Raw genomic sequence first — 24,817 nt, forward strand, 5'->3', positions numbered from 1 at the left:
CGCGGGTCCGGCAATGGACTTGATGTCCTCTCGAAGACATCACGCCCGACGAAACAACGCCCAGTACATCCACCACCCGGCCCATCGGAACCCCGACCGGTTCGTCGACCACATCGGGCCGTCCTTCGCATGCTCCCACCACCCGATGAAAACCACGCGACACATTCGGCGGCCACATCGCCATTCGACGGCTTCGGCAAAGTAGCCAAGTCTGTCGGCCAATTCGTCGCGCCGACAACGATGGTCACTGCGGTGCTGTTCTACTTCGGTTGGGCGCATGTGTATTGGTTCTTCGACTATTTCGGCGTCGACTCGACCACCCTGCACCCCAGCATCCAATGCCGGTGCGTTCGGAGGCCGCGGGTGTCCTCGAGTGGACGATCCTGTTCATCCTGATCGGCATCAGCATGTTCTGGATCGCCACCGACTACGCGGCGGCGGTCGGGCGATCACGAGCCCAGCAGGCGGCGGCCGAGATCCCCACCAGCGCAGGGATTGTCATCTACAGCGAAAAGGACCTCCATCTCTCGGGACCCGACATGCGGAAAGTGGAATGCGGTCCCGAAAGCTCGGCCTACCGCTTCCGCTACGACGGGCTGGTGTTGCTCGCCCACATCGATGACCAGTACGTCCTCCTGCCACGAACCTGGCCGGACCGACTGGGCGCCGCTGTCGTTCTCCCCGCATCGACTCCGGGCGCGGTGCGATTCGAATTCCGGCTGGCAGTCGACCCGGCGTCGGACAGCTGCACGTAATCTGCGCTCAGCCGCCGACCACTGTGTCACAGCGGCGGAAGTTCGAGATTCTCACGGAAAGTAGCGCCGAGATAGTCGCTCCCGACGATGCCTCGGCGGCGCAGTTCGGGGAGCAGTCCGTTGGTGAGGAAGTCACGGGTCCGTGGGTCCGCGAGACCGCCCAACGAGATGACGTCGAGCACTCCTGCCAGGTACCGCTCCTCGATCGCGTCGGCGAGCTGCTCCGGAGTGCCTGCAGCGGCCCAGTGTCCGGTGTCTTTCGAAGCGATGATCAACTCGCGCAGGGTCCGGCCCGAGGCCGCGAGCTTGGTGAAGATCTCGACGCGCCCACGCCGGCGGTTCACCGAGGTCACCTCGGGCAGCAGGTGCGGTGGGATGGGTTTGTCCAAGGGGAGTTCCGAGAGGTCGATGCCGCCGCCGAACATGTCGGCCAAGCGGATTCGACCCGCGTCGAGATCGGTGGCTTCGGCGTCCTCGCGGACCAATCGGCGCACCTCATCTTCGGTCGCGCCGTAGGTGGCATGGAAAGAACTCATGATCAATGGCAATGCCTCGGCGCGGCCGAGTTCGGTCGCGCGGGCGCGCACCGCTTTCGTATAGGTGATGGCATCTTCGAGCGTGGGCAGTGAGGTGAAAACGACTTCGGCGAACCGGGCGCCGAGCTCGATACCGCCTGCCGACTGACCCGCCTGGAATTGCACAGGCCGCCGCTGCGGCAGCGGCGGGATGTTGAGCGGACCTTTCACCGTGAAGTACTGTCCCGTATGGTCGATCGGCCGCACGCGCGTCGCGTCGAGGACCACGCCGCCATGCCCGTCGGGCGTCAACGCGCCGGCGTGCCAGCTGTCGAACAGCGCGTTGACCACCTCGAGGGATTCGGTTGCCCGCGCATACCGCTCTTCCGGTGTCGGCAGGTCCTGGTCACCGTAGTTCTCTTCGCCGACCGACGACGTGACGACATTCCACGCCGCACGACCGTTGCTCACGTGATCGAGCGTTCCGAACAGTCGCGCCAGGTTGTATGGGTGATGGAAGGTGCTGGTCACGGTGGCGATCAGACCGACGTCCGTGGTCACCGAACTCAACGCGGACAGATAGATCAGCGGCTCCTGCGCGCCGATCGCGCCTTGCGCACCGAAGCTGAGCAGATCGGCGGCGAACAGGGCATCGAACTTGTTGGCCTCCGCGATCTTCGCGATCTCGATCGAAGACGCGGCAGTCGACTGCCGTGGATCTATCGCGGCCGCATACACACTCACGGCACCACTGACTCCGGTGACCGTCTTCAGCGTCCGGCGTCGGACAGCACTCATCGTCTCTCATCCCGTCACGAAATCCATAGCGACTCCCGCGCTCTGTCCGTTCACGCGAACACGGGAGCCCGGTCGCCGGCACAATCCGGCGCCCGTCCGAGTCCAGCACTGGTCGTGCTCTGCGGCGACGGTTCGGATCAGCGGAATTTATTTCGCCGTACGTAGAACACGGGTGACCGGATCTCCGAATGGGTACAAACCCATTACGACCCAACGCAAGTCGGCACGCGACGGTCCACGACCGGCACCGGGCCGACCGGCACCGATCCACCTGTCCAGGGTGTCCGCACCCCAACGGCGCGAGGCGAACACCCGCTCGGTGGCCATGTTGCGATCCGACTGTGAGCGGATCAGTGGCATAGCCCACACCTGGCTCTCGTAACCCGGGACCCCAGTCTTCGCGCAAGATATGCCACCACTACCGGAATCGCCTGGTAGACACGCCATTCAGCCCTGACCGTGTCGAACCACGGATACCCCTGCGGTGGACGGCGTTTCGCATCGACTTACGCGATCACACCACCATCGGAACTTTCGCGTTGATGCGGCCGACCCATACAACGCACTTCGAACCCTGACCGAAAGTGCACTGGTCGAACCAAACCCAGTACCGATCGACGGCACCGCATGCCGTTGCAGATCTCTCGGTCGAACCGGACCGAGAAAGCCCGAGAACAAGAAACGAGAAACTGTGAACACTGTCTCCCGAGCAGCGGCGATTGCCGTATTGGCAATCGCCGCGACGGGCGTCACTGCCGGTATGGCAGCGGCCGCACCCACCGAGTCTCCCGCACCGGTGGCAGCGCCCTCCTTCGGCAACGAGAACACCGATGTCCTTGCCGCCGTGCACGGTACGGAGCAGGTGACACCGAATACCGGCGGTGTGGATCGGAATGCGGAAATCGACAAGGCGGTCGAGACGGTCACCGAGGCGTTCAACCACGCCAGCGCGGACGGCCGCATGGTCGGCACGGTCGCGGGCGTCGTCGTCGGCTGCCCGCTCGGCGCGGTAACCGGCGGCACGCTGACCGTGCTCACCACGGCCGGCGTCCTGACCCCGATCGGTGTGGTCGGCGGTTGCATCCTCGGCGGTCTCACCCTGGGCGGCCTCGGCGGCACCATCGGAGCCGCAATCACCGGTCTGCCCGCGCTCGCCACCACCGCGAACGAGCAGTACAACGCGCTGCATGCCAAAGGGTTCGTCGCCGCGCCGATCGACACACCCGCTCCTTAGTCCTCGGCCGGCCGCCGACGGCGGCACGGCTTCCGCACCACATGGAAACGAGCATTTTCATGAAATACCCCACTCGGGCAGCCACAGTCACCGCACTGACCGCCGTCGCCGTTGCGATCGCTGCGGGCACCGCAGGCGCCGATCCGGCGCAGGCACCCGACGCCGACACGGTCTCCGTCGAGGTCATGCCCGGTGTCGAATTCACCGGAGCGGCGGCGGACAATTCTTCCGTCCTCAACACGCCGATCGGGTCGGTCACGATGCGCGACGGTCAAGTCGCGGTGCAGGATGCAGCCCAGCGGCCGATCCTCGGCGCACCGTTGGACACCGCGGCAGGCAGTCCTGCCGAATCGGTGACGGTTCCGGCCGCGCCCATCGCGACCGGTCAGGGCGACTTTCTCACTGACATGAATCAGGCGTGGCACCAGGCAGGCCCCTACACCGGGCTCGCAGCCGGTATCGGCGGCACCGCAGGCGCTTTCGCGGGGATGGTCGTCGGCTGCCCGATCGGCGCGGTCACCCTCGGCAGCATGGCCACCGTCATGTCGGCGGCTGTACTGACCGTGCCGGCCATGATCGGCGGCTGCCTGGCAGGCGCCGGCACCACCGCCGCTTTCGGCGGCATGGTCGGTAGCGTCGCCGTCGGCGTGCCGGTGGGTATCGCCGTGGCCGTCGACAAGTACAACCAGATCCAGGCCAAGCGCGCCAACGGAACCGACGCGGCGCCGCAGCTCTGACCACGCCGACGGCGCTGGTGCGGTCATCACCGGATGACCGCACCAGCGTGCCTATCCGGATCGCTGTCTCAGCAGTGATCCTCCAGTCCTCGGCCGCATCGGTCGCGCACCACTGGGTGTGATACATCGACGCGGCACTCGACCTGCCCCACCAACACCGGTCGGCACCGGAGACCGGGACTCGCGTTGACTACGCTGTTGCGAATGCTCGAATCTGTGCCACTGACGAGGCTCCTCGACGACGCGGGGCTGCTGTCGCTCGAGCACCGGCTCCACCTCGAAGATGTGCTCGGCGCACACGTGTGGCAAGCCGATCTCGATGGACGCCGACTCGAATTCATCGGCGAGCAGCGGTCATTCGAATGCACCGACGTCCACCTGCTCGGCACCGCCGACGCCGAGACGTGGTTGTGGGGATGGGCTAATCCCTGGGGCTATCCGCCGTCACTGATCGAGGCGGCGACGACGGTGCGCGAGTTCGGCTTCCAGTACGGGGTCGCCGAATTGTGTGCGGCGGAAATGCCGATCGCCCTCGCGGGCGCGACACCGGAACCGCACCAGGTGGCCACACTCCTGGCGGACGCCGCGAAGATCGTCTGTGGGCGCTGGAGTTCCTACTGCGGCGTCACCGACGGCACCTACGTCGCGTTTCTCGTCGAACATCCGGCGTTCCTGCTGCCGCCACCCACCGCGTCCGGCCTCGCGCGCGTCATGGCTCACGGCGTCCGCGCACTGCCGCTGACAGATCATCGACGCGCCGCACACAGCTACCTGACCCGACGCGGCCTGCGCACCGCATTCCTCGATGACTACGGGTTGCTCGAATTCAGCGGCCACGGTGTCGAGGGTGACATCGAATTCGATGCTTATGGCCATATCGCAAACCTCGATGTCCGAATGGTCACCGATCGCATCGCACTGCCATCCGGGTCGAACGCACAGTCGGCCCACACGCACTAGGTCCGCGTGCTCCGAGGCGGCGAACCGACCGCAACCTCGACCCACCGGCCGTGCAATTCCGGCAGTCCGTTCTAGGCTGTGACCGTGTCGCTTCAGCCAGGTGCCCAGTTCGCGGGCTATATCGTTCGCGCGCTGCTCGGTCGGGGCGGCAGCAGCGATGTGTATCTCGTCGACGATCCGGCGCGCTCGGGTCGGGCGGTGCTGAAGATCCTCGACCACCCGACGACCGACTTATCCAGTGCGCGACGGCAATTCCGCCATGAGTTCGAGATCGCCGACACGCTGCATCACCCCAATGTCGTGGAGATGCTCGAGTTCGGGGAGTTCCGGGATCAGCCGTGGATGACCTACACCTATCGCGAGGGCGAGCCCGGTTCCGGCCTGCTCCCGCGGCGGCACGAAGAGATCGATCTGGCACGAATGCTTCCGGCACTGGCCGGCATCGCCGCCGGATTGGACTACATCCATCAGCACAACGTGGTGCACCTCGACGTCAAACCGCACAACATGCTCATCGGCCCGCGGGGCACGGAGGCGGTGCTGACCGATTTCGGAATCGCGCACCGCCTCAGTGACGATTCGCCGCTCGCCGGACCCGATGGGCTGGTGCCCGTGTCACTCCCGTACGCGGCACCGGAAGTGCTACGCGGCAAGCCGGTCTCTCCCGCGACCGACCAATATTCGCTGGCATGTGCGGTGGTCGAGTTCTTCACCGGCCGCCCGCCCTTCCCACTACCGACTCAGTTCGCGATCGCCGATGCGCATCTGTGGGCCATTCCCCCGGACGTGTCGTGGCGACGCCGCTGGATCCCGCACGCGGTCGACTCGATACTGAACAAAGCACTGGCGAAAGATCCGGACGCTCGGTACGACTCGTGCGCGGAGCCGATCCGCCTGATCACTCGGGTATTGCGTGGCATGGAACCGCCGAAACACCGCTGACGAACGCAGTTCCCCCTAATTCCGGCCGATTCTCGGCGGTGGCTGTCGCTGAGGCAGGGCCGGACAAACTGGAGGCCGCAGCAGCCCGACCCCTGCCTACATCATCCGAAGCGCCGGTAATTTCCACCGCGCCGTGCCCGGACCGTCAACTCCGAGCCGAATCGTGGCCTCAGCCGAATCAAACGGCCGGCGCTGTCGCCACCTCATGCCCACGGCGGCCGATGGAAACCTGGCGAGGCCGCGGTGATACAGAGTGCGCCGACGCCCTGATCGGACACGGTGAACTCGTACCAATCAGGAGTACGCGCATGGCCGACGATTCCGGATTCGCCGTCGGTGGTGTGGACATTCCAGCCACGCTTACGCCATTCCGCTATCACCATGTCGAGGTAAGCGGCAGTCGCGTCCGCGGGCAAACCCGCGAGCCAGTAGCGCACATCGAGGCGGTCGACCTGGTAGACGTTTCCGGCATCGTCGTCGAAGGGCAGGATCAGTTCGCCGTCCATGCCGTGCTGCGGATGTAGGCTCGGCGCGCCCGGCAGAGCGTCGAGCAGGTCGGCGAGGTAGTCACGAATCTGCTCGCGCGCGGTCGACTCGTCCAGCGAGCGATTCCACACAACGGCCCGGGCCACGGGTTCCAATATCGGAAGTAGGCCATCATGAGCAGTGGTCTCGGCCGATTGCGGTAGCTTGTCCCGACTGAGCACGAACCCCTGGCTCATGAAGGTGTCGCAGGTCGAATCGAAGGGCTGCGGGCTATCGATATTCCCGCCGAGCTCGAACCCGATCGTGCCCGCAGGCAGGTCCGGCGACACGCAATAGCGGATGCCGCTGATGGCATCGGCGACGAGCATCACCCGGTTCGGCGAGATCTCAACGTCCGCATCCCAGTTGTGGACCACCGCGTGGCCGACGCCGAGCTCGGCGTAGGTAATCATGTCGCGTGGACGCAGCGGGCCGAACGATTCGCCCTCCGGGGCCGAGAATCCAGCGTGGACGGTGCGCAGAAATGCGCGCAGCGGCTCTGGCAGACAGTCGAAGAACGGCGGCTCGTCTGCGCCGAATGTGCTCGGATCCCAACCGATCCGGATAACCGGTGGCTGGTATTCCTCGCGCAGAATGTAGAGCAGTACCCAATCCCCGCGCAGCAGGGCTACCCGAACGTCGACGAGGAACTCGTCCAGCACGGCGGCAAACCGCGGCAGCACGTTGAGAAAGTCCAGATTCCATAGCGCGAGTGCGAGTTCCCGGCGATCCTGCGGCCACGTGGCCCGCGCGATCGCCTGCCACCGAGCAGGCACATGCGCGGCGGCAGGCGATCCGGGCTCGACGAGATCGGCGACCGCTGGTCGTAGTGCATCGATGATCTCGGCGAGGCCGATCTCCTCCATACGAATTCCATCCTTGGGTGCGTGAGGCAGAACCCGGCGGCATACTTCGACGTTCGCCCACGTCCGCCTCCACAGCTGGGAACTCCGCTCGTGCACTCAGCGCAGCGTGTCGGCCTGTTCGGGCAGCAGCTATCGGTTCCGAATCGAGCGCGGTAGGGTCCCGTCCGGTGTCACCAGATCGCAGGCCAGGGCGATCGCTCGTGCATGTCCGCCGAAGTGGCCGAAATGAGGTGTCAGGATGGCGATTGCCCCTGCCTTGCAAGCTGTTTGGACCACCAGCGTCGTCGGCATGTAGGTGTCCGATCGGATCGTGAGGATTCCGACGAACTCATAGCCCCGCTGATGAGCCAATGTGCCGATCACCTGCTCGTCCCGATGCCGGTTCGGGCCGGTGATATCGAGCTGCAGCAAGCCGATTGCCCTGGGCTGCATAAGATCTCCCCTGATCGCTGTTGGTTGGCGCAGGCTCATCCGACTGCGGTCAGTCGTCGTTCAATACCCGTTCCAGGCGTCGGTCCGGCACAACCTCACCCGCGAGGACCAGCACCCGGAACACCGACCGCTTCCGGCCACACTCGTCGATACGACACTCGCTGTGCTCTTGCGCGGCGTCATGCGCCTCCGGCACCGTGAATGGGACCGTCGGCGATTCATGCTGGAGCCGAAACTGGATGCCGGACACCGTGATCGAGTCGTGCTCGTTCGGGTGCTGCTCATCGCCGAACGGAAGCAGCCACACCATCGCCACGATTCCGCCACAACAAGCAAGCGCCACCAAGAGTCCGCTGACCACTGCCGCATCCATCGGTCACCGCCCGGCGATTCGGTCACGGCCCGTGATGTCAGCTCCGGCCCGAACGCTCCGCACCAGTTTCGGCCCGCTACTCATAGTCGGAGTCGTCACGGGCACTGATGTAGGCCGTGGCTGCCACGCTCGGTAAACACTGAGGGCTGTGTGCAGCGTGATCCTCGAGAATCTGGTGCGCCATGTCGCTGTTCACGATCACTGGTGCGTCCTGGTCGCACCGGTGCCACACAGCCCCTTGGCCGGTCATGATGCCCATTGGTATGCCTTCCCTTGTCTGTTGGCACCCGGTTCGAGCTGTGGCCGTTGGCGTTTGGCTGACGCCGAGCGAGCATCGAGATAGCGTCGTCAGCCTTGGTTCCGATCCGAGGTTGAGTTCTCTGAGATCGGCAACGTCGTCGGGTGCCAGGAACACACTGGGGCTATCACCGAGAGAAACTGTCCCGCGGCGGGACAACGTCCAGCCCAACTAGCACTTGGATTGCCAGTGCCGCCTAGAGAGCAGGCATATGAGCGAAACCCCCGCTGATGAAGGCCGCTTTGTCGGCAGACAGGTGCGGAGTATCCGGGCCCGCCGCGGCATATCGCAGCAGGTGCTCGCCGATCGGGTCGGTGTCAGCCGCGGCGCTATCGCCAAGTACGAAAACGGCGAGCGCCCTATCGACTCCCGCAGACTGCTGTATGCGCTGGCGAGCGCACTCGGAGTTCGAGTAGACGACCTGACGGGCCAACCAGGTGACCAGACCGATCCCTCCGCAATGGCGTTTCACGCGACTGTCGCGGACATCGAGACCGCACTGTGGGCAGCTGGCGATGCGACTCCAACCGAGCCACCGATGAGTATCGCCGATCTCGCAGCGGCGGCCCGTCGAGCCAGCGTGGCCCTGATCGACTGGGATTTCGTAGTACTCGGGCCGATGCTGGCTCCGCTGCTCACCGAGTGCTACCGACATACCGCCGATACGACTGGGGCACAACGTGATCGCGCATGGAACATTCTTGCGGGCATTGCATCCGACACTGCGATCGCACTCCGGGTGCGCGGCTACACCGCGCAGGCATGGACAGCGACGCAAGTCGCCGAGCAGGCCGCGACGAACACCGATGACCTCGCAGCGTTCGCGGCGGCAGCTTTCGCACGTAGTCAAGTGCTACTGTCCCGGCCGGAATCGTTCTGCGCCGCGCTGAATTGCGCAACGCGGGTTGCCGACGAATTGGATTCGCATGCAACCACGCTCGGAGAGCTGGAAACGGTCGGTATGCTGCACCTGCAGAGTGCGCTTTCCGCCGCTGCACTCGGTGAGAACGCCGAAGGATATTTCGACAAAGCCGCCGAAATCACGGCTCGGATACCTCATGCCCGGCCTGGGTGGTCGATCTTGCGCAATCCCACATTCGGCGTGGAGAACGTAACTCTCTGGCGCATGTCAGCGGGCATGGAGCAACGCGAGCCGGGCCGTGTGTTGGAACTTGGATCCGCGCTCCCGCCAGCGACGATTTCGGCACCAAGTCGACGCGCACAGTACTTCGTAGAACTGGGCCGCGCCTACGCTCTGCAGCGCGAATACCCAGAATCTCTGAATGCTCTCTTGCGGGCCGAACATATTGCGCCACAGAATGTCCGCAGTATGACGCACGTGCGAGAACTGGTCGGTCACATGATGAGAACCGCTCGCCGCGGCCTTACAACCGGAGACCTGGGCAAACTGGCGAAACGCGTCGGAGCCGTTCCGACCTGACTCGCGTGGCCACACCGAGCTGACACGATGGTGGCTATGAATGATCAGGGAAGCCCCGTGCTGTATGCCATCGTGACCGGTGCGACCCCAGCCGGCGGCGTCGGTGAGCTTGTCGACCATGCTCAGGCCGACGGTTGGGACGTATGTGTGATTGCCTCCCCGAATGGCAGTCGGTTCATCGACGCCACTATGCTGGCCGCCAAAACCGGGCACCCGGTGCGCAGTCAGTACAAGGAGCCCGGCACACCGGACGCCCTGCCGCCAGCCGACGCCATGATTGTCGCGCCCATTACGTCGAACTCGATGGCGAAGTGGGCGGCGGGGATCTCCGACACCCTGCCGTTGGGGATGCTGGTGGAAGCTGTGGGGCAAGGACTTCCGGTAGTCGCGGTGCCTTTCGCAAAGCAGGAGTTGCTTCGCTTCCCCGCCATACAGGAAGCCATGCGCAAGCTGTCCGATTGGGGTGTGGTGTTGGTCGGCGACGACGGTCACGAACAAGGCACAGATGAACTCTCCCTCGACGATGTCCCGTGGCTCGCAGCTTGGCAAGCGCTGATTGCGCATCTACGGCACAGGTCTGCTGGCGGCAAATCACTGACCAGCTGACACGATCAAGGGGCATCAAGTCGTGGCCGAAAGGTACCGGTCGTCCTCCTGACACTATGTTTGGCCTCGATCGTCGGACCCACCCGACTCGGGACACGACCGCCACAACTCGCGCCATCGAGGGAATTCGCGCAACCCAGCGCTAACATGGGCCAGCTGGTAACGGTCGATTTGCCGATCCCGAGGTGGTTCGATGCCAAGTACTGTTCCACAGCCTGTGGCGCTGGGTGATGATGCCGCCCGGACCCTTGCGAACGCGACCAAAACCGTCCCGCAGATGGAGTCGATCACCCCGCGGTGGCTGGTTCATCTGCTCAATTGGATCCCGGTCGAGGCCGGTATCTACCGGCGCAACCGGGTAACGCATGAGCAGACCGTCGATATTCAGTGCGACAATTTCGACGAGTCCCCGCTGCCGGAAACCTTCATCGACTACGAGAAGCAACCGCGTGAATACCGACTGAAGGCAGTGCACACGATCCTCGACGTGCACACCCGCGTTTCGGACCTGTACTCGAGCCCGCATAGTCAGATAGCCCAGCAGTTGCGCTTGACGATCGAAGCGATCAAAGAGCACCAAGAAGGCGAGCTCATCAACAGTCCCGACTACGGGCTGATCGCGAATGCCGCCGACAAGCAGCGGATCCCGACGATCGCCGGACCCCCCACCCCCGATGACCTCGACAATCTGATCGCGCGCGCGTGGAAGGAACCCGGCTTCTTCCTGACGCACCCAGAAGGGATCGCGGCATTCGGGCGAGAATGCACCCGGCGCGGTGTGCCGCCACCGACGGTAAGCATGTTCGGTTCGCAGTTCCTGACCTGGCGTGGGATTCCGATCGTCCCGTCGGACAAGGTGGCGGTCGAGAGCGGCAAGACGAAATTCCTGCTGATCCGGACCGGTGAGACCCGTCAGGGCGTGGTGGGGCTGTACCAGCCGGGACTGGCAGGCGAACAGGGGCCGGGGCTTTCGGTGAAGTTCATGGGTGTCGATCGCAGTGCGATCGCGTCGTATCTGGTGTCACTGTATTGCTCGCTGGCGATCCTCACCGACGATGCCGTCGCAGTGCTAGAGGGAGCAGAGGTGGACAAGTTCCATGACTACGCCCCGTCCTACCGGAGCTGAGCCGCCGGTTCCGCCATATTCGGCGGATACCGTTGCGGCACCGGCGAGTTCATTGCTGCCGGACGAAGCCACGTTGAACCGTCTCGCCGCGGAGTTCTTCTCGGCGCTGCCTTCGGCGGCGCGTGGGATCGAGTTTCCCGGCATCACGTCGCCAGACATTGTCACACCCGATTTCGCGTCGCCGGGTATCGCGACGCTCGGTGTCGCGGAGCAAGGAATGACGCCGTCGAGCGCCTCCGTTCCGGCCGCACCACCTGCGGCCGGGCGCTCGGCAGCCGGTCCAGCCGCAGGTGGTACCTCGGCAGCGAGTCCGTGGATGGCCAGTCCGTCGGCAGCCGATCGGCAGGCATCGATGCCACCCAGCTCGCCCGCACAGGGCGTCCCACCCGGAGGACCCACCCCGGATCCGACGGTGCCTTCCTGGCAGACAGAGGTGCCCGCCAACCCGGCGGGCCGACCGCCGACCGCGGCACTGACCGGTGCAGATGTGTACACCGACCAGTTCCTCCCCGACTTGCCCACGCTGAGCAATTCCCCCAGGCTGCCACCGTCGACCGGTCCCGCACCGTCGGCCGAACCGAGCTTCTATTTCCTCGACCGGCCAGAAATCGCTGCACCACAGGCCAATTCGCAGTTCTACTTCCTCGACGAAGGTCGCAGGGCCTCGCCCGACCGGCACCCGCCCTTCGACGTGTACGCGGTGCGCAACGACTTTCCGATTCTGCGTGAACGGGTGAACGGACAGCCGCTCGTCTGGTTCGACAATGCCGCCACCACGCAGAAACCACGATCGGTCATCGAGCGACTCACATATTTCTACGAGCACGAGAACTCGAACATCCATCGCGCCGCACACGAACTGGCCGCCCGCGCGACCGACGCATATGAGCAGGCCCGCGACATCGTGGCCCGGTTTCTCGGCGCATCCTCCGCGGAGGAGATCATCTTCGTCCGCGGCGCCACCGAAGGCATCAATCTCGTCGCCCAAACCTGGGGCCGCAAGAACATTCGCGAGGGCGACGAGATCGTCATCTCGCACCTCGAGCACCACGCGAATATCGTGCCCTGGCAGATGCTCGCCGGCGAGACCGGCGCGGTGCTGAAGGTCATCCCAGTCGATGACAGCGGGCAACTGCTGCTGGACGAGTACACAAGACTGCTGTCCGATCGCACGAAACTTGTCTCGGTAGCGCATGTTTCGAATGCGCTCGGCACGATCACGCCGGTCCACGATATCGTCGCGGCCGCGCACCGAGCCGGTGCCGTCACGCTCGTCGACGGAGCGCAATCGGTGCCGCACACCAGGATCGATGTGCGATCGATCGGCGCCGACTTCTTCGTGTTCTCCGGCCACAAGCTCTTCGGCCCCACTGGAATCGGCGTGGTGTATGGCACTTCTTCTGTGCTACAGGATGTTCCGCCATGGCAGGGCGGCGGAAACATGATCAGCGACGTCACCCTGGAACGTTCCCTCTTCCAACCGCCCCCCGGCCGCTTCGAGGCAGGCACCGGAAACATCGCCGACGCGGTCGGGCTCGGCATGGCCATCGAGTATGTCGAAGGCATCGGCATCGACAATATCGCCCGGTACGAACACGATCTTCTCGCCTATGCGACGCCCCTCGTCGCTGCGGTGCCGGGCGTTCGCCTGGTCGGGACCGCCGTCGAAAAGGCCAGTGTGCTGTCGTTCGTCATGGACGGATATCAACCACTCGAGGTCGGAAAGGCATTGAACGAGAACGGCATCGCGGTGCGCGCCGGGCATCATTGCGCTCAACCCATACTTCGGCGCTTCGGACTGGAAGCGACCGTCCGTCCCTCGTTCACGTTCTACAACACCTGCGAGGAAGTCGACCGCATGGTTGCCGTCCTCGAACGGCTGGCCCGCGCACGTCGCTGAACCTCCGCGGTACGACGCTGGTCTATGGCTACTGGGCCGGTTCCCGCAAAACCCGGGGCGGGAGCGGCCGTTGCCGACGATGCTTGTCTCCAACTGATGACATCTGCCGGATTCGTACACCGGGATCGGGTCGACGCCGGGACCGAGTTCAGGGTGACGTGGTCGGATCGATCTCTGGAAGGGCCTCGACCCCCATGAGGATCGAGTTTCAAAGTTAGCCGCGCAGGAGGACGACACGAGCGGTAGCCAGGCGTTCGGTCTCGTTGCGTGGTGAGTGATTGCCCGATACCTTGTCGGCCCATTCGAGCAATTGATGCAGGTAAGGGTCGGGCACGGCCGTAGCGATGCGGGGGCTGCCGATGGTGACCGCACCGCTGGTTCCATCGATGGTGACGAGCGTGCCTTCGGGGAGTGTGCGTTCACCACAGCGCACGGAGGCGGCGTCGACGATGAGGTCTGTGACCCCCACGACGGCTGGTTTGCTCATTGCTCGCGCGACGATCGCGGCGTGACAGGACGGCCCGCCACGGGCGGTGACAACTCCGGCGGCGGCGGCCAGGCCGTGCATGTCCAGTGGGGAGGTCTCTGGTCGGATCAGTATGACCGGACCTGCTGCGGCCATCCGGACCGCGTTGTCGGCGGTGGTCACGATTCTGCCAGCGGCGACACCTGGGCAGGCACCCAGTCCTCGGGCAAGGATGTCGGCTCCGCTGTCTGTCGCTATTCGGGGTGTGCGGGCATGCTGGAAATGTTGCGGGGAGATTCTCAGTAGTGCTTCATGGCGTTCGATCACGCCCTCGGCGGCGAGGTCGACGGCGACCCGGACCGCGGCAACAGTGGCGAGTCCGCCGGTGCGTACTTGCAGGATCCACAACGCGCCTGCCTCGAAGGTGAACTCGATGTGGCATGCGTCGCGGTAGTGGTTCTCGATGCGCGTCAGGGCGTGTACCAGGTCGGCCCACACTTGCGGCTCTCGGTCGGCCAGTTCGTGAAGGGGGCGAGTCGGTGATTTGCCGGAGACGACGTCGTCGCCTTGGCCGCCGCAGAGGACTTCACCGAACGGGACAGGTTCACCGGTGTTGGGGTCGCGGCTGAATGCGACCCCGGTCCCGCTGTGGCGATCGCGATTCCCGTACACCATTGCCTGCACCGTTACGGCTGTGCCGAGGTCGTCCGGGATGTTGTGCAGTGCGCGGTAGGTTGCGGCACGCGGCGTGTCCCATGACGAACACACGGCCGCGACCGCCAGCTCCAGCTGCCGAGGCGCGTCCTCGGCAGCAACGGCTTCCAGACCGGCTGCGTCGATGTCGGTGATCGCGGATGCGAAACTCGACATGAATCGCAGCCGCGATTTCCACGCGAACGATGAATTGCCTGTCTCGGCCGTCAATCCCCTGGTGGCGTTGATGGTGAGACCGAGGTTGAGGATTGTGTTCATCATGCCGGGCATCGACACGCTGGCTCCGGAGCGGACGGACACTGTCAGCGGCCTTTCGGAGCCGCCCAGCGTGCGATGCGTAGCGGATTCGAGTTCGGTCACGGCGGTTACGAGTTCGGTATGGAAGCCCTCCGGGAAGCGCCTGTCACGGAGAAAAGCGCGGCAGGCCTGTGTGCTGCAACTCTGGCCGACTGGGAAGCATCGCTTCGCCCCCGAGGTGCGCAAACGACAAACACTGGCCCGCAAGGGAATGAGCCGCTTCGCCCCACCAACCAGAGCTCACGTCTGGGCAGGCGAACTGATGCTGCCTCTTATGCCGCCCGTGAATCAGTAGATCCAAAGCCGAGTCGAGGACTGCGGCAGCCTGCTCGGCTCGCCGGAAGCCGCTCGATACCTGGTTTCAGCTCGTGGCGGTCGGCTCAGTTCTCGCTGACGCCGCTGAGTTCATTCGGGGCGGCGGCCAAGGTGATGGTCGCCGCGACGGTGCCCGTCGCAAGGTCGATGCGGTGCACCTTCTTGGTGGCTGGGTCGGAGACGTAGGCCATCCCACCGCGCGCGAACAGCGCCGGGCGGGCCTGCTGCCATTTCAGCGGTTCCTGCCAGGCATCGATGACCGGGATGGCGCGGGTGACGGTGCCCGCTACGGGATCGATCACATGGATGCGACCGTCGGTGCCGAGGACCAGCGCTTCGCCCTGTGGGCCGCGGGCCAGCGATCGGAAGGTGTAGCTCGTGCCGAGATCGACCAGGCGGAGTGTGCCGGTGGCCGTGTCGATGAGTGAAATCTGCTGTGGTCGTTCCAGTTCGGCGTCCTTGTCCTGCTTGTAATCGCCGAGCACGATCGAGGAGACAGCGCTGCCCGCGGCATTCCCGATGCGGCCGTACGGGGTCGGGCTGGTCACCTTTGTGACAACACCGTTGCGGTAGACGAGAACACCTGTCTGGCAACCGATCACGACCGCCTCTTCCTTGGCGGTGGCTTCGCCGTGCACGCCGGGGCAGTCCTCGTTACGAGCGATCTCCCTGCGGTCCTTGTCGAGCACCGCGATGCCGAGGCGCTTCTCCTCGGTGCCGAGAGTGATCACCATTTCACCGTTGTCCAGTTCGACAGCGACGCCGTGATGCGGCGCGGCGGCACGGTAGACAACCGTCTCCGGCTTCCCGCCGCCGAGCGTCGCGGGGTCGAAGGAGGTGACTTCGCCGGAGCCGTCAGCGAACAGAACCGTACGCCCCGCGTGCCGGACGACGTGGCCCGGTTCCGCAGCGGGGAAATCGGTGCCGGTGAACACGGCGTCGACCGCATCGAATACCCGGAAGCCGTCCTTGGTCGACACCATCAGATGACGATCATCGCCCGCCGGATTCAATCGGTTGAACCCCTCGAGTTTCGCCTCACCCGTCCGCGCGAGTGTCATCGCGTCCAGGACATAGATACCGCCGTCATGGGTCACCGCGATCGGCTCGCCACCCGAGGCAGACGCTTTCTTCGAGTCGTCCGCGCCGCAGCCCCCGAGGACAACCACCGAAGCGATGAGCCCGGATATGGCCGCCGATTTCGTTGCTCGTGATCGACTATGCATGTACTACTCCAGTTCTCGTGCGGTAGGCACATTTACGGCGTGGTGAGCCCACGCGCGATCGCCTCGGTGTTGACGCGCATCATTTCCAAGTAGGTGCCGGCACCCGCACCGGGTTCGGTGAGCGATTCGGTATGTAGCCCGATCACCTGCACGTGCAGGCCGGCCTGTTCGGCGAGGACGTGGGCGAGCCGGTCGGGTTGCGACGAGTCGATGAAGATTGCTGGGACGTCGGCGGCTCGGATCGCGTCGGCAAGGTCTTTGAGGTCGGATGAACTCGGCGACGCGAGGGTCGTCCCGCTGGGAATCACCGCGCCGACGACCCGGAAGTCGAAACGGTGTGCCAGATAGCCGAATACGTGGTGATTGGTGACCAGTTGGCGTCGCTCGACCGGAATCGTGGCGAACCGCTCGGTCATCCAATGGTCGAGCTGATCGATCTCGGCCAGGTAGCGATCGGTCCTGGTCCGGAGGTCTGCGGCATCGATGCCGCCGACATGCTCGATGATCTCGGCGCTGATCACATCGACGGCCTTGCGCGTCTGCTTCGGATCGGTCCAGAAGTGCGGATCGGAACTGCCCGCGGATTCGTCGGAGGCGTAGCTGAGCGGGTCGAGGTGATCGGCAACGGCGACCGTTGGGACACCGGCGTTCTCGGCCGCCGCGACATTGCGGGCAACCCCTTCCTCCAAACCGAGGCCGTTGTGCACAACCAGGCCGGCACGGTCGAGCAGTGCCGCCTGTTTGGCGGATATCGCGAAAGAGTGCGGGTCGGCGTCGGCCGGCATCAACACCGTGACTTCGGCGGCGTCGCCGACGATGGCCCGAGTCAGATCACCGAGAATATTGGTGGTGACGACGATTCCGGCGCGCTCGCCGCCACCTGTCGTGCAGGCGGCGACTACCGGCAGCAGCATCGCCAAGGCCGCAGCGATCCGCGTCACGGTTCTCATTCGCCGGTCTCGACCATCAGTGTCGGATCGATCCCGACGGTGAATGTGCGCGCCAAGCGCAGGTTGTCGTTGTAGGCGATCTCGTAGACCTTCCGTCGAGCCGCGTCGTTGACATAGGCGCGATTCGAATCGACCTGGATCACCGGCGGTGTGGCACCTTCGGCCAACGGCTCCAGCAGCGCTATTTGTGCTGTCTCCCTACCACTTTCGGGATCAAGGCCGCGCAGCACACCGTCTCGCGTCAACACCAGCAGCGAGGATCCCTCCCCGGCCGTGTTCACGGCCCGCACCGGGCCGACCGACGCGAACGTCCACACCTTCTTGCGGACATCCAGCGTCCAGATCCCCTGCTCCCCGGCCTTGGCGGTAAGCGTCGCACTGCCAGGACGGTGGGTGAACTCCACCGCGCGATCGGCGTCGACCACTTCTCGCGGGTAACGAATCTTCGTGCCGGTGAACACTCCGTCTCGATGGGACACCACCAAAGCGCCATCAGCACAACCGAAGACCACGCCGCGACGGGTCACCGCCCGACCGCGCGGGTGGGCGCAGGGCTCGGCGACGGCAGTCACCGGCGCGCCGTCGCGGACGCGAACCTCGATTCGCCCACTCGGGACCGCGACCAGCAGATGTTCGGCGTAGGGCACCACACTGCCTTCGGCGATCCGGCCCCGTTCGGAGACCGTCCCGTTCTCCAGGGCAAGCCGGTCGAGCAGGAGCGTGGTGCCGCTCTCGAAGGCCACCGCGACCACGGCTGCGTCGGTGAGCACACCCGCCACCCGGCCGCCTACGATGGCGCCGATCCCGCGGGCCGTTGTGCGGTAGTAGTGGACGTGATCACCGTGATCGGCCGTCCATCCGCCGCCGTCTACGATCCGTGTCGAATCCGCGGCGCCGATAAACGCGAACCGACCGTCGCCCGCAATCCCACGCATGCCTTCGGCCCGACCAGCCTCGACGACCTGCACGGTGATCAGGTCGAGCACCTCGATGGCGCCGGTTCGCTCATCGGCCAGGACCAGACGCGACTGCGCATCCGAAGTCTCCTCGGCTCCCACCACGTAACCATGCGGCGTTGCCGCCGGCTGCCGACTGTCGGCACCGACGCCACACCCCGCCAGTGGCACTGCTGCGACAGCACCTGCCGCCAAAGCGGCATAACGAACGCCCCTGCCGCGCAGCCGATCACGCAGTCCAGCGGCGAGTGCCGAGAGAAAGAACAACCCCACGGCGACCGCCGCGATCGTTGCGCCGCCCGCGGTTCCGGCATGCGACGAAATGATCAGCCCGACAACGGTGGACAGCGCGCCGAGCAGTGCCGCGACGAACATGACGGCCGGAATACGATCCGCCCAATATGTCGCGGCCGCGGGCGGGGCGATGAGCAGCCCGAAGACCAGCAGAGTGCCGACGATGTGGAACGACGAGACGATCGCCAGCGTCACCAGACCAACCAGCGCAACCTGCGCGAGTCGCGGGCGCAGACCGAGCGTGTGCGCCTTGCGCGGGTCGAAAGCAAGCGCCACGAAACCGCGGTGGCCGAGCACCGCGACCGTCACCGCGACGATCAGCGCGACGATCAGATACCAGAGGTCTCGCTCGCGCACGGCCAGCACGTCACCGAACAAGAACCCGGTGAGATCTACGGCGAACGACTGTGAGCGGGAAACAATGATCACCCCCAAGGCGAGCATGCCCACGAACAGCAGCCCGATCCCGGTGTCGGCGGACAGCCGCCGGTTACGTCCGAGTGCCGAGACGCCGAATGCCATTGCCGCACAACTGATCGCGGCACCGAGGAGCAGATTGCCGCCCAGCAGCGACGCCACGGCGACTCCGGGCAGCATGCCGTGCGCCATCGCGTCACCGAGAAAGGCCATGCCGCGCACTACAACCCAGGTCCCGGCCAGGGCGCATACACAGGAGACGAGCAGGCCGCCCCACAACGCCCGTTGCACGAACGCCACCTCGAACGGGGCGAATAGGAACTCCATGGTCGGCCACGATATGATGAAAACGATTATCATTACAAACGAGGTGACATGTCCCACACCCCCGTTCCGGACGCGCTGCGCATCAGCGGACTATCCGTCGGCTATTCCGGCAGGCCCGTCCTGCACGACCTGACCACCGCCATCCCGTGCGGCCGCGTCACCGCGGTGGTCGGGCCCAACGGGTCGGGAAAATCCACGCTGCTCAGCGTCATCGCGGGCGTCCTCACGCCGCGAGCAGGCACCGTGTGGCGACGATCCACCGAGCGGCCCGCATTCGTCGTCCAGCACACCGCCGTTCCCGCGACACTGCCGCTCACCGTCCGGGAGACCGTCGCCATGGGACGCTGGGCACACCGCGGCCCATGGCGGTGGCTGTCCCGGCAGGACCGCAACACCGTGCACGCCTGCATGGAACGACTGGACATCACCGACCTGGCGACGCGACGCCTCGACACCCTGTCCGGCGGCCAACGCCAGCGAACCCTGATCGCTCGAGCACTCGCCCAGGAAGCGTCGCTTCTCCTGCTCGACGAACCCGCCGCCGGGCTGGATTCGGCCGCACAGCAAGAGATCTCCCGCGCACTCGGCGAGGTCAGCAGCCACGGCGTCACCGTGGTGCAGGCCACCCATGACATGGACGAGGCGATGCGCGCCGACCATTGCCTGCTCCTACGCGACGGCATGTTGATCGCCGAGGGGAAACCGCTCGCGGTACTGTCCGACCGCTGAACCGACCGCCTCTCACCAGACTTTCACGGCCGGGAAATCGCCGACAATCCACGACCACACCCCGTCTCGCGCCTGTCCCATCCGGCGCCGCTGATCTTGCTATCCGAACACGCCAGTCGAACGGATGACCCACAGCACCAGGAAGGTGAGCATGCTCGCGAAGCACAGGACATGATCCTGAAAGATGGACCGGGACAGGCGCGTCTGTTCCGAGGATGTATCGGAGCGCCCGCCGAGCCGCATCGCATTGGGCACAACTCGGGTGATCGCCAGGAGGATCGGGCCGCCCGCGAGTGGGGCCGACACGATCAGCAGCCACCCCGGATCGTCGCCGCGAAAGGCTTGAATACCCAACGCGCACAAAAGAATAAGCATGACTACTGCGATCAGCAGACTCATCGGTTTTGAGGTCGTTGTCGCCCGGCGATAGTAATCAGCGATGGACGCGAGCACAGGTTCGGGTAGTTCGCCCCGACGCCCCCGCACCTGGATATCGAAGATCAGGTCCATCCATAAGGTCGACAGCAAAAACCCACTACAAGCGGTGAGCAGCGCGGGCTCGACATTCATTGCGAGAGTATGCAGCCGAACGGCGCGGCGGAAGATGGCGGGTGGTCGACGAATAGGAATACGCGGCTGTCGCGTCCGGCCGATCTCGGTTCAGGCACATACGTCGTGATCATTTACCCGGCCGAGTCGCTGCCCACCTGACTGCGTCCGGCTCGCTCGCGTCTACTCGCATGGCGCCAACTCGGTGCGACCGTTGCCACGCTCGCACCGAGCCACTACCAGCGACTATGCCCGGCAGATCTCAGCAGATGACGGGCGCAGGCTCGCCGCGAACTCGGCCCTCGAGCCACCCCAGCACCGTGGGGGCACCCTCTGCCGCCGCAGACAAATGCTCGGGCGCGGACACCAGCATCGTCTGCAACTGCACCCCGGCCCCGCACCAGCGGCGGTCGGTGTTGTTGATGGCGTCGACCGGAATCAGCGGGTCGCTCGGCGAATGCCATTCGAACATCGGTATTTGCGGCACCCCGGCGTAGAGCTCCATACTGTTCTCCTCCACCACCGACCGGGCCGAGGGACTGTCGAAAATCGTGGTGCTGGTGAGGTAGTCGCGAGCGCTGCTGTTGGCACCCATGGCGAGGATACTGTTGGTGCAGCTGTTGGCAAGGGCGTCACGGATCTCGTTGCCACGCGAGTTGAGATACGCGCTGATCGGCACTCGGTCCGGGTACTCCCGCTCCAAGCCGACTGCCGTTGCCATGGCCAGCCCGAAAGCCGGGTGCGGCGCGAAGCCCAGCGCCTCCGCCATCGTCACCAGGTTCGCCGGGTAGCCGCCGATGGCCGCGCCCGCGAGTTGCAGCTCGGTTGCGTACGACGGCTGCAGCGCTGCCGCCCATGCGGTGGCCAGGCCGCCGCCGGAGTAGCCGGCCATCACCACTGGACTGTGCTGTACGGCGAGCTCGGGCAGCCGTTTCACCGCCCGGATGCCGTCCAAAACGATTTGGCCACCCAAACGCCCGGCTCCAAAGGCAAACTGCGGTCCGAGATGATCCGGCAGCGCGACACTCCAACCCTGCTGCAGCACCACGTTCAACATCGGCGTCGTCGCCATCAGATTCAGATCGCTGTTGTACAGCGTGTGCGATACCGCGCAGGCGGTGCCGAGCGAATTGATGAAATGCTGATACGACAGCAACGGCCCGTCGGGCCGATGACCGAAGGGGGTAAGGATCGTCGTGGTCGCCGCGATCGGCGCACCGTGCGAGTCGGTAGACCGGAACTTGACCAGTGACACAGTGGCGCCGGGGAATAGGGGCAGCGGCGGCATTCCCCGCACCTCGAGCACGTCACCGGGTCCGTGCGCTGCCAGATCCGCCGGGGCGGCATAGAACGGGTCCGGATCGGGCCGCGGATACGTCGGTCCCGCGGTTGCCGTCGTCGCCAGCAGCAGCGTGAGTGCTACACCGCCGAATACACCGAAGACATGGGCCCAACCGCTGCGCATACTGCCGAAGGAAAGAAGCGGACGAGTCAAGACCTTGACCTCCCAGGGTTATGCGTGGCATTCGTCGACCAGCCAGGCTGAATTCAAGGACTACCGTTGGCAAACTTACAGCGACACATCGAAGAGTGGGCCGAATATGTCGAAAAATGGCGCTGCGCATCCGATGCGGCCCAGCCCGGTGGCACTGTCGTCGAGCCTTTCAAGGCAACACTACGGATACGCCGCGCCGAGACGACCTGGAACTATAAGTAAGCGCAGCATCGAAATCCGGCGGAGGTTTCGGCTTCGCGGGACATCACTTCGTCGCGGGCCGGTTCGAATTAATGCGGTCCGCCGCGGATGGTAGGTCGCATCCCAGGGCCGATCAGCGTACCGATCAGCTAACGACGCCGCCGGCATCGGTCCAAGCGACAGCGCGCAGCGGAAACGAGCCCATCCCGTGCATTGGCGCCGGCAGTGCGACCAGCCTGGCACCGGTGTCGGGGACCGCGTCCAGGTTCGTCATGTGCTCGATGATCGGGATTCCGGCACCGAGCAGAGTGTGGTGGCACGGCCGCGTCGGCAGGGACGTGTCGTCGATGTCGAGCGAGTCGATTCCAACCAGCGCCACGTTGGCGGCGACCAGCGCATCCGCGACCTCGCCGACCAGGAACGGATGCCCGGGACTCCGGTATGCGGACGAACCCCACCGGGCCGACCATCCCGTGTGCACGAGCACCGCCTTGCCCCATAGCCGCGCCGGGTCGCCGAGCACATCCGGTCCCACCACGCGAATCCCCGCCACGCGGATCATCACGATCGGCACCTTGAACAGCCGTTCCAGCGGCAGTTCGGCGATATCGGCGCCATCGGCGTGGAAATGGAAGGGTGCGTCGATAGAGGTCCCGGTGTTGCCGAGCATATCCACGCGCGCGATGTCGTAGGTCATGTCGATCAGCGGCGACTGCTCGCGCGAGATTTCTGTGGTGATTCGCGGTCCAGGCAGGCTCGGATAGGTGAGCATGCCGTCCGAGATCGGATGGGACAGCTCCCACATCGCCTTGCTCATGCAAGAGACCGTACCGGGCGATTCCGCTGTAAGCGGCGAGCTTTACTTCGGATTACGAGCGGATCGCGTGATCGGTTGATACGGGTCGATGGGAGGTCGTCACCGCGGCGAAACCGGCCGCGGCTTCGGAACGCGAATCAGACCCGACCACCACGAGACGATCGTCGACATCACCATGATCGCCGTTTGGTCCGGACGTGCCCGGGTATGCCGCGCTTTGACCTGAGACGCTCGGACAGGGCGGCTCTCGACGAGGTTTGCTCGCTCGCCCGACTCGGGCCCGGGCGACGCGCCGGAAAAGGAGTTCAGATGAGCACCGTGGCTGCCAGTGTCGATGTCGAGGTACCGGTCCGCACCGCCTATGACCAATGGACGCAATTCGAGACATTTCCACAGTTCATGCTGGGTGTGGAGGCGGTAGACCAGCTCGACGACAAGCACACCCACTGGCGTATCCACGTCGGACCCTCGATCCGGGAGTTCGACGCGACCATCACCGAGCAGCATCCCGACGAACGTGTTGCATGGAAGTCCGACAATGGTCCCAACCACGCGGGCGTGATCACTTTCCATCGCCTGGACGACACCCACACCAGGATTACCGCGCAAATGGAGGTCGATCCGGAGGGATTCGTGGAGAGCGCCGCCGACAAGCTCGGCGTGCTGAAGCACCGGGTCAACGGCGATATGCGGCGCTTCAAGCACTTCATCGAAGGCCGGCCCCACGAAACGGGTGCATGGCGTGGTGATATTCCACGCCCTGACGCATGATCGAACCTTGGCCCGAAATCATCTCATGAATTACCGAGCAGCAGTCGAAAAATTCTATCGTGCAACGCAATTCGGCGATGCCGACGCCCCGGGCCCCGGACAGCCGGGGAACCCTCAGGATCAAATGTCAGGGGCTTCTCGACGGCTGTTCAGGATCAGCCTCCTGCTGCGTCTCACCCGACTTCGAGTCCGGATCGACCTTATCCGCGCGCTCCCACTCCTTGTCCAGCTCGGATCGCGAATCCGCCGCCTCGTTGCGATGCACATGCGCCTGCTGCGCAAGCTGCTCAGCCTGTGCCGCCTTGACCTCGCTTTCCGCCTTTGCCGCCCGGCTTCGGGCAGCGGTCTCCTGCGCCCGCGCCTCCCGCTGACCGACCTCGAATTCCTGTTCCGCCGCGCGGTCACGGATACCCTGGGCTTCGACCCGCTGGTGTTCGCGCCGTTTGCCTATCAACACCCAGGCCACAAGCAAAATGACCACAACCGCGACGACGATGATCACAATCACAATGGTGGTGCTCATCTTTCGACTCCTCGCACTCTCCCCCCTCTAGCCTAACGCCACCCGACCACCCCCGAACTGGGAAAACGAGCGATCAGACGCCCAGGCCGAGCCGGGCCCGTACCTACCGCCAGCAGGCACGGTGGGGCTGCGCGGACAATGCCGCAAGGCCACACAGGTGACACTCTGTGATCACCGATATCGGGTGAGTTCCCGAGACGACGGACCCGGCCGTCGGGACCGCGTTCCCACCCTGCATACGGCCGTCGCACCCCAGCGGAGC

Annotated in this window: 23 protein-coding genes; 11 read left to right on the forward strand and 12 right to left on the reverse strand. The window is 65.0% G+C overall.

The window, feature by feature from the left end; genetic code table 11:
• The first annotated feature begins 344 nt into the window (after positions 1-344).
• Complete coding sequence (locus OHQ90_RS25040) at positions 345-755, forward strand: hypothetical protein (RefSeq protein WP_328401416.1); 411 nt, start codon at positions 345-347, stop codon at positions 753-755.
• A 26-nt stretch (positions 756-781) separates the two neighbouring features.
• Here the strand turns inward: OHQ90_RS25040 and OHQ90_RS25045 are convergent, their stop codons facing one another.
• Positions 782-2,068 carry an NtaA/DmoA family FMN-dependent monooxygenase gene (locus OHQ90_RS25045; RefSeq protein WP_328401418.1) on the reverse strand — a complete coding sequence of 429 codons (1,287 nt, stop codon included), beginning with the start codon at positions 2,066-2,068 and terminating at the stop codon, positions 782-784.
• Between the two features lie 691 nt (positions 2,069-2,759).
• Between OHQ90_RS25045 and OHQ90_RS25050 the strand changes: the two genes are divergently transcribed.
• From OHQ90_RS25050 to OHQ90_RS25065, 4 genes are all read left to right on the forward strand, one after another.
• Complete coding sequence (locus OHQ90_RS25050) at positions 2,760-3,302, forward strand: hypothetical protein (RefSeq protein WP_328401420.1); 543 nt, start codon at positions 2,760-2,762, stop codon at positions 3,300-3,302.
• Between the two features lie 59 nt (positions 3,303-3,361).
• Positions 3,362-4,039 (forward strand): hypothetical protein, encoded by a 678-nt coding sequence (locus OHQ90_RS25055; protein ID WP_328401422.1) that lies wholly within the window; start codon positions 3,362-3,364, stop codon positions 4,037-4,039.
• 204 nt (positions 4,040-4,243) lie between these two features.
• Positions 4,244-4,999 carry a DUF6882 domain-containing protein gene (locus tag OHQ90_RS25060; RefSeq protein WP_328401424.1) on the forward strand — a complete coding sequence of 252 codons (756 nt, stop codon included), beginning with the start codon at positions 4,244-4,246 and terminating at the stop codon, positions 4,997-4,999.
• Positions 5,000-5,083: 84 nt separating this feature from the next.
• The gene (locus OHQ90_RS25065) at positions 5,084-5,941 is read left to right on the forward strand and encodes a serine/threonine-protein kinase (RefSeq protein WP_328401426.1); all 858 of its coding nucleotides are present in this window, start codon (positions 5,084-5,086) and stop codon (positions 5,939-5,941) included.
• A 203-nt stretch (positions 5,942-6,144) separates the two neighbouring features.
• On the opposite strand, the gene OHQ90_RS25070 is transcribed toward OHQ90_RS25065, so the two are convergent.
• From OHQ90_RS25070 to OHQ90_RS25080, 3 genes are all read right to left on the reverse strand, one after another.
• A complete protein-coding gene (locus OHQ90_RS25070) occupies positions 6,145-7,332 on the reverse strand; it encodes a hypothetical protein (protein ID WP_328401428.1) in 1,188 nt (395 codons plus the stop codon).
• A gap of 129 nt (positions 7,333-7,461) precedes the next feature.
• Entirely contained in the window at positions 7,462-7,803 is a 342-nt protein-coding gene (locus OHQ90_RS25075; RefSeq protein WP_328401430.1) for a hypothetical protein, read from the reverse strand.
• Between the two features lie 10 nt (positions 7,804-7,813).
• Complete coding sequence (locus OHQ90_RS25080) at positions 7,814-8,137, reverse strand: hypothetical protein (RefSeq protein ID WP_328401432.1); 324 nt, start codon at positions 8,135-8,137, stop codon at positions 7,814-7,816.
• Between the two features lie 509 nt (positions 8,138-8,646).
• On the opposite strand from OHQ90_RS25080, the gene OHQ90_RS25085 reads away from it, so the two are divergent.
• From OHQ90_RS25085 to OHQ90_RS25100, 4 genes are all read left to right on the forward strand, one after another.
• A complete protein-coding gene (locus OHQ90_RS25085) occupies positions 8,647-9,876 on the forward strand; it encodes a helix-turn-helix domain-containing protein (RefSeq protein WP_328401434.1) in 1,230 nt (409 codons plus the stop codon).
• A 36-nt stretch (positions 9,877-9,912) separates the two neighbouring features.
• Entirely contained in the window at positions 9,913-10,482 is a 570-nt protein-coding gene (locus OHQ90_RS25090) for a flavoprotein (RefSeq protein WP_328401436.1), read from the forward strand.
• Positions 10,483-10,675: 193 nt separating this feature from the next.
• Entirely contained in the window at positions 10,676-11,608 is a 933-nt protein-coding gene (locus tag OHQ90_RS25095) for a family 2A encapsulin nanocompartment shell protein (protein WP_328401438.1), read from the forward strand.
• Positions 11,580-13,508 carry a family 2A encapsulin nanocompartment cargo protein cysteine desulfurase gene (locus OHQ90_RS25100; RefSeq protein ID WP_328401440.1) on the forward strand — a complete coding sequence of 643 codons (1,929 nt, stop codon included), beginning with the start codon at positions 11,580-11,582 and terminating at the stop codon, positions 13,506-13,508. Before OHQ90_RS25095 ends, OHQ90_RS25100 begins: the two co-directional genes overlap by 29 nt.
• 214 nt (positions 13,509-13,722) lie before the next feature.
• On the opposite strand, the gene OHQ90_RS25105 is transcribed toward OHQ90_RS25100, so the two are convergent.
• The 4 genes from OHQ90_RS25105 to aztB form a co-directional block, all read right to left on the reverse strand.
• A complete protein-coding gene (locus OHQ90_RS25105; protein WP_442941167.1) occupies positions 13,723-15,048 on the reverse strand; it encodes a PEP/pyruvate-binding domain-containing protein in 1,326 nt (441 codons plus the stop codon).
• Positions 15,049-15,365: 317 nt separating this feature from the next.
• Complete coding sequence (aztD, locus tag OHQ90_RS25110; protein WP_328401444.1) at positions 15,366-16,526, reverse strand: zinc metallochaperone AztD; 1,161 nt, start codon at positions 16,524-16,526, stop codon at positions 15,366-15,368.
• 32 nt (positions 16,527-16,558) lie between these two features.
• Positions 16,559-17,476: a zinc ABC transporter substrate-binding protein AztC gene (gene aztC / locus OHQ90_RS25115; RefSeq protein WP_328401446.1), complete on the reverse strand. Its 918-nt coding sequence runs from the start codon at positions 17,474-17,476 to the stop codon at positions 16,559-16,561.
• The gene (gene aztB, locus OHQ90_RS25120) at positions 17,473-19,470 is read right to left on the reverse strand and encodes a zinc ABC transporter permease AztB (RefSeq protein WP_328401450.1); all 1,998 of its coding nucleotides are present in this window, start codon (positions 19,468-19,470) and stop codon (positions 17,473-17,475) included. The genes aztC and aztB overlap by 4 nt, the downstream gene beginning before the upstream one ends.
• Before the next feature lie 48 nt (positions 19,471-19,518).
• On the opposite strand from aztB, the gene aztA reads away from it, so the two are divergent.
• The gene (gene aztA, locus OHQ90_RS25125; RefSeq protein ID WP_328401452.1) at positions 19,519-20,199 is read left to right on the forward strand and encodes a zinc ABC transporter ATP-binding protein AztA; all 681 of its coding nucleotides are present in this window, start codon (positions 19,519-19,521) and stop codon (positions 20,197-20,199) included.
• Positions 20,200-20,298: 99 nt separating this feature from the next.
• Here aztA and OHQ90_RS25130 read toward each other — a convergent pair whose 3' ends face one another.
• The 3 genes from OHQ90_RS25130 to OHQ90_RS25140 all read right to left on the reverse strand — a co-directional run bounded on the left by OHQ90_RS25130 (position 20,299) and on the right by OHQ90_RS25140 (position 23,261).
• A complete protein-coding gene (locus OHQ90_RS25130; protein ID WP_328401454.1) occupies positions 20,299-20,769 on the reverse strand; it encodes a hypothetical protein in 471 nt (156 codons plus the stop codon).
• 241 nt (positions 20,770-21,010) lie between these two features.
• Positions 21,011-22,213, reverse strand: a complete 1,203-nt coding sequence (locus tag OHQ90_RS25135; protein WP_442941494.1) for a lipase family protein — start codon at positions 22,211-22,213, stop codon at positions 21,011-21,013.
• A gap of 376 nt (positions 22,214-22,589) precedes the next feature.
• Entirely contained in the window at positions 22,590-23,261 is a 672-nt protein-coding gene (locus tag OHQ90_RS25140; RefSeq protein WP_328401458.1) for a cyclase family protein, read from the reverse strand.
• Between the two features lie 309 nt (positions 23,262-23,570).
• On the opposite strand from OHQ90_RS25140, the gene OHQ90_RS25145 reads away from it, so the two are divergent.
• On the forward strand, positions 23,571-24,032 hold the full coding sequence (locus OHQ90_RS25145) for an SRPBCC family protein (protein ID WP_328401460.1): 462 nt from the start codon (positions 23,571-23,573) through the stop codon (positions 24,030-24,032).
• Between the two features lie 127 nt (positions 24,033-24,159).
• Here the strand turns inward: OHQ90_RS25145 and OHQ90_RS25150 are convergent, their stop codons facing one another.
• Positions 24,160-24,555: a hypothetical protein gene (locus OHQ90_RS25150; protein ID WP_328401462.1), complete on the reverse strand. Its 396-nt coding sequence runs from the start codon at positions 24,553-24,555 to the stop codon at positions 24,160-24,162.
• Between the last annotated feature and the right edge of the window lie 262 nt (positions 24,556-24,817).

Source organism: Nocardia sp. NBC_00403 (genome assembly GCF_036046055.1).
Lineage (GTDB): Bacteria > Actinomycetota > Actinomycetes > Mycobacteriales > Mycobacteriaceae > Nocardia.

Bases quoted from the DNA above. Each gene is read 5' to 3' on its own strand.
- OHQ90_RS25045 (WP_328401418.1), bottom strand. From the start codon at position 2,068: ATGAGTGCTGTCCGACGCCGGACGCTGAAGACGGTCACCGGAGTCAGT.
- OHQ90_RS25055 (WP_328401422.1), top strand. From the start codon at position 3,362: ATGAAATACCCCACTCGGGCAGCCACAGTCACCGCACTGACCGCCGTC.
- OHQ90_RS25060 (WP_328401424.1), top strand. From the start codon at position 4,244: ATGCTCGAATCTGTGCCACTGACGAGGCTCCTCGACGACGCGGGGCTG.
- OHQ90_RS25070 (WP_328401428.1), bottom strand. From the start codon at position 7,332: ATGGAGGAGATCGGCCTCGCCGAGATCATCGATGCACTACGACCAGCG.
- OHQ90_RS25075 (WP_328401430.1), bottom strand. From the start codon at position 7,803: ATGAGCCTGCGCCAACCAACAGCGATCAGGGGAGATCTTATGCAGCCC.
- OHQ90_RS25080 (WP_328401432.1), bottom strand. From the start codon at position 8,137: ATGGATGCGGCAGTGGTCAGCGGACTCTTGGTGGCGCTTGCTTGTTGT.
- OHQ90_RS25085 (WP_328401434.1), top strand. From the start codon at position 8,647: ATGAGCGAAACCCCCGCTGATGAAGGCCGCTTTGTCGGCAGACAGGTG.
- OHQ90_RS25090 (WP_328401436.1), top strand. From the start codon at position 9,913: ATGAATGATCAGGGAAGCCCCGTGCTGTATGCCATCGTGACCGGTGCG.
- OHQ90_RS25095 (WP_328401438.1), top strand. From the start codon at position 10,676: ATGCCAAGTACTGTTCCACAGCCTGTGGCGCTGGGTGATGATGCCGCC.
- OHQ90_RS25100 (WP_328401440.1), top strand. From the start codon at position 11,580: ATGACTACGCCCCGTCCTACCGGAGCTGAGCCGCCGGTTCCGCCATAT.
- aztD (WP_328401444.1), bottom strand. From the start codon at position 16,526: ATGCATAGTCGATCACGAGCAACGAAATCGGCGGCCATATCCGGGCTC.
- aztC (WP_328401446.1), bottom strand. From the start codon at position 17,476: ATGAGAACCGTGACGCGGATCGCTGCGGCCTTGGCGATGCTGCTGCCG.
- aztB (WP_328401450.1), bottom strand. From the start codon at position 19,470: ATGGAGTTCCTATTCGCCCCGTTCGAGGTGGCGTTCGTGCAACGGGCG.
- aztA (WP_328401452.1), top strand. From the start codon at position 19,519: ATGTCCCACACCCCCGTTCCGGACGCGCTGCGCATCAGCGGACTATCC.
- OHQ90_RS25130 (WP_328401454.1), bottom strand. From the start codon at position 20,769: ATGAATGTCGAGCCCGCGCTGCTCACCGCTTGTAGTGGGTTTTTGCTG.
- OHQ90_RS25135 (WP_442941494.1), bottom strand. From the start codon at position 22,213: ATGCGCAGCGGTTGGGCCCATGTCTTCGGTGTATTCGGCGGTGTAGCA.
- OHQ90_RS25140 (WP_328401458.1), bottom strand. From the start codon at position 23,261: ATGAGCAAGGCGATGTGGGAGCTGTCCCATCCGATCTCGGACGGCATG.
- OHQ90_RS25145 (WP_328401460.1), top strand. From the start codon at position 23,571: ATGAGCACCGTGGCTGCCAGTGTCGATGTCGAGGTACCGGTCCGCACC.
- OHQ90_RS25150 (WP_328401462.1), bottom strand. From the start codon at position 24,555: ATGAGCACCACCATTGTGATTGTGATCATCGTCGTCGCGGTTGTGGTC.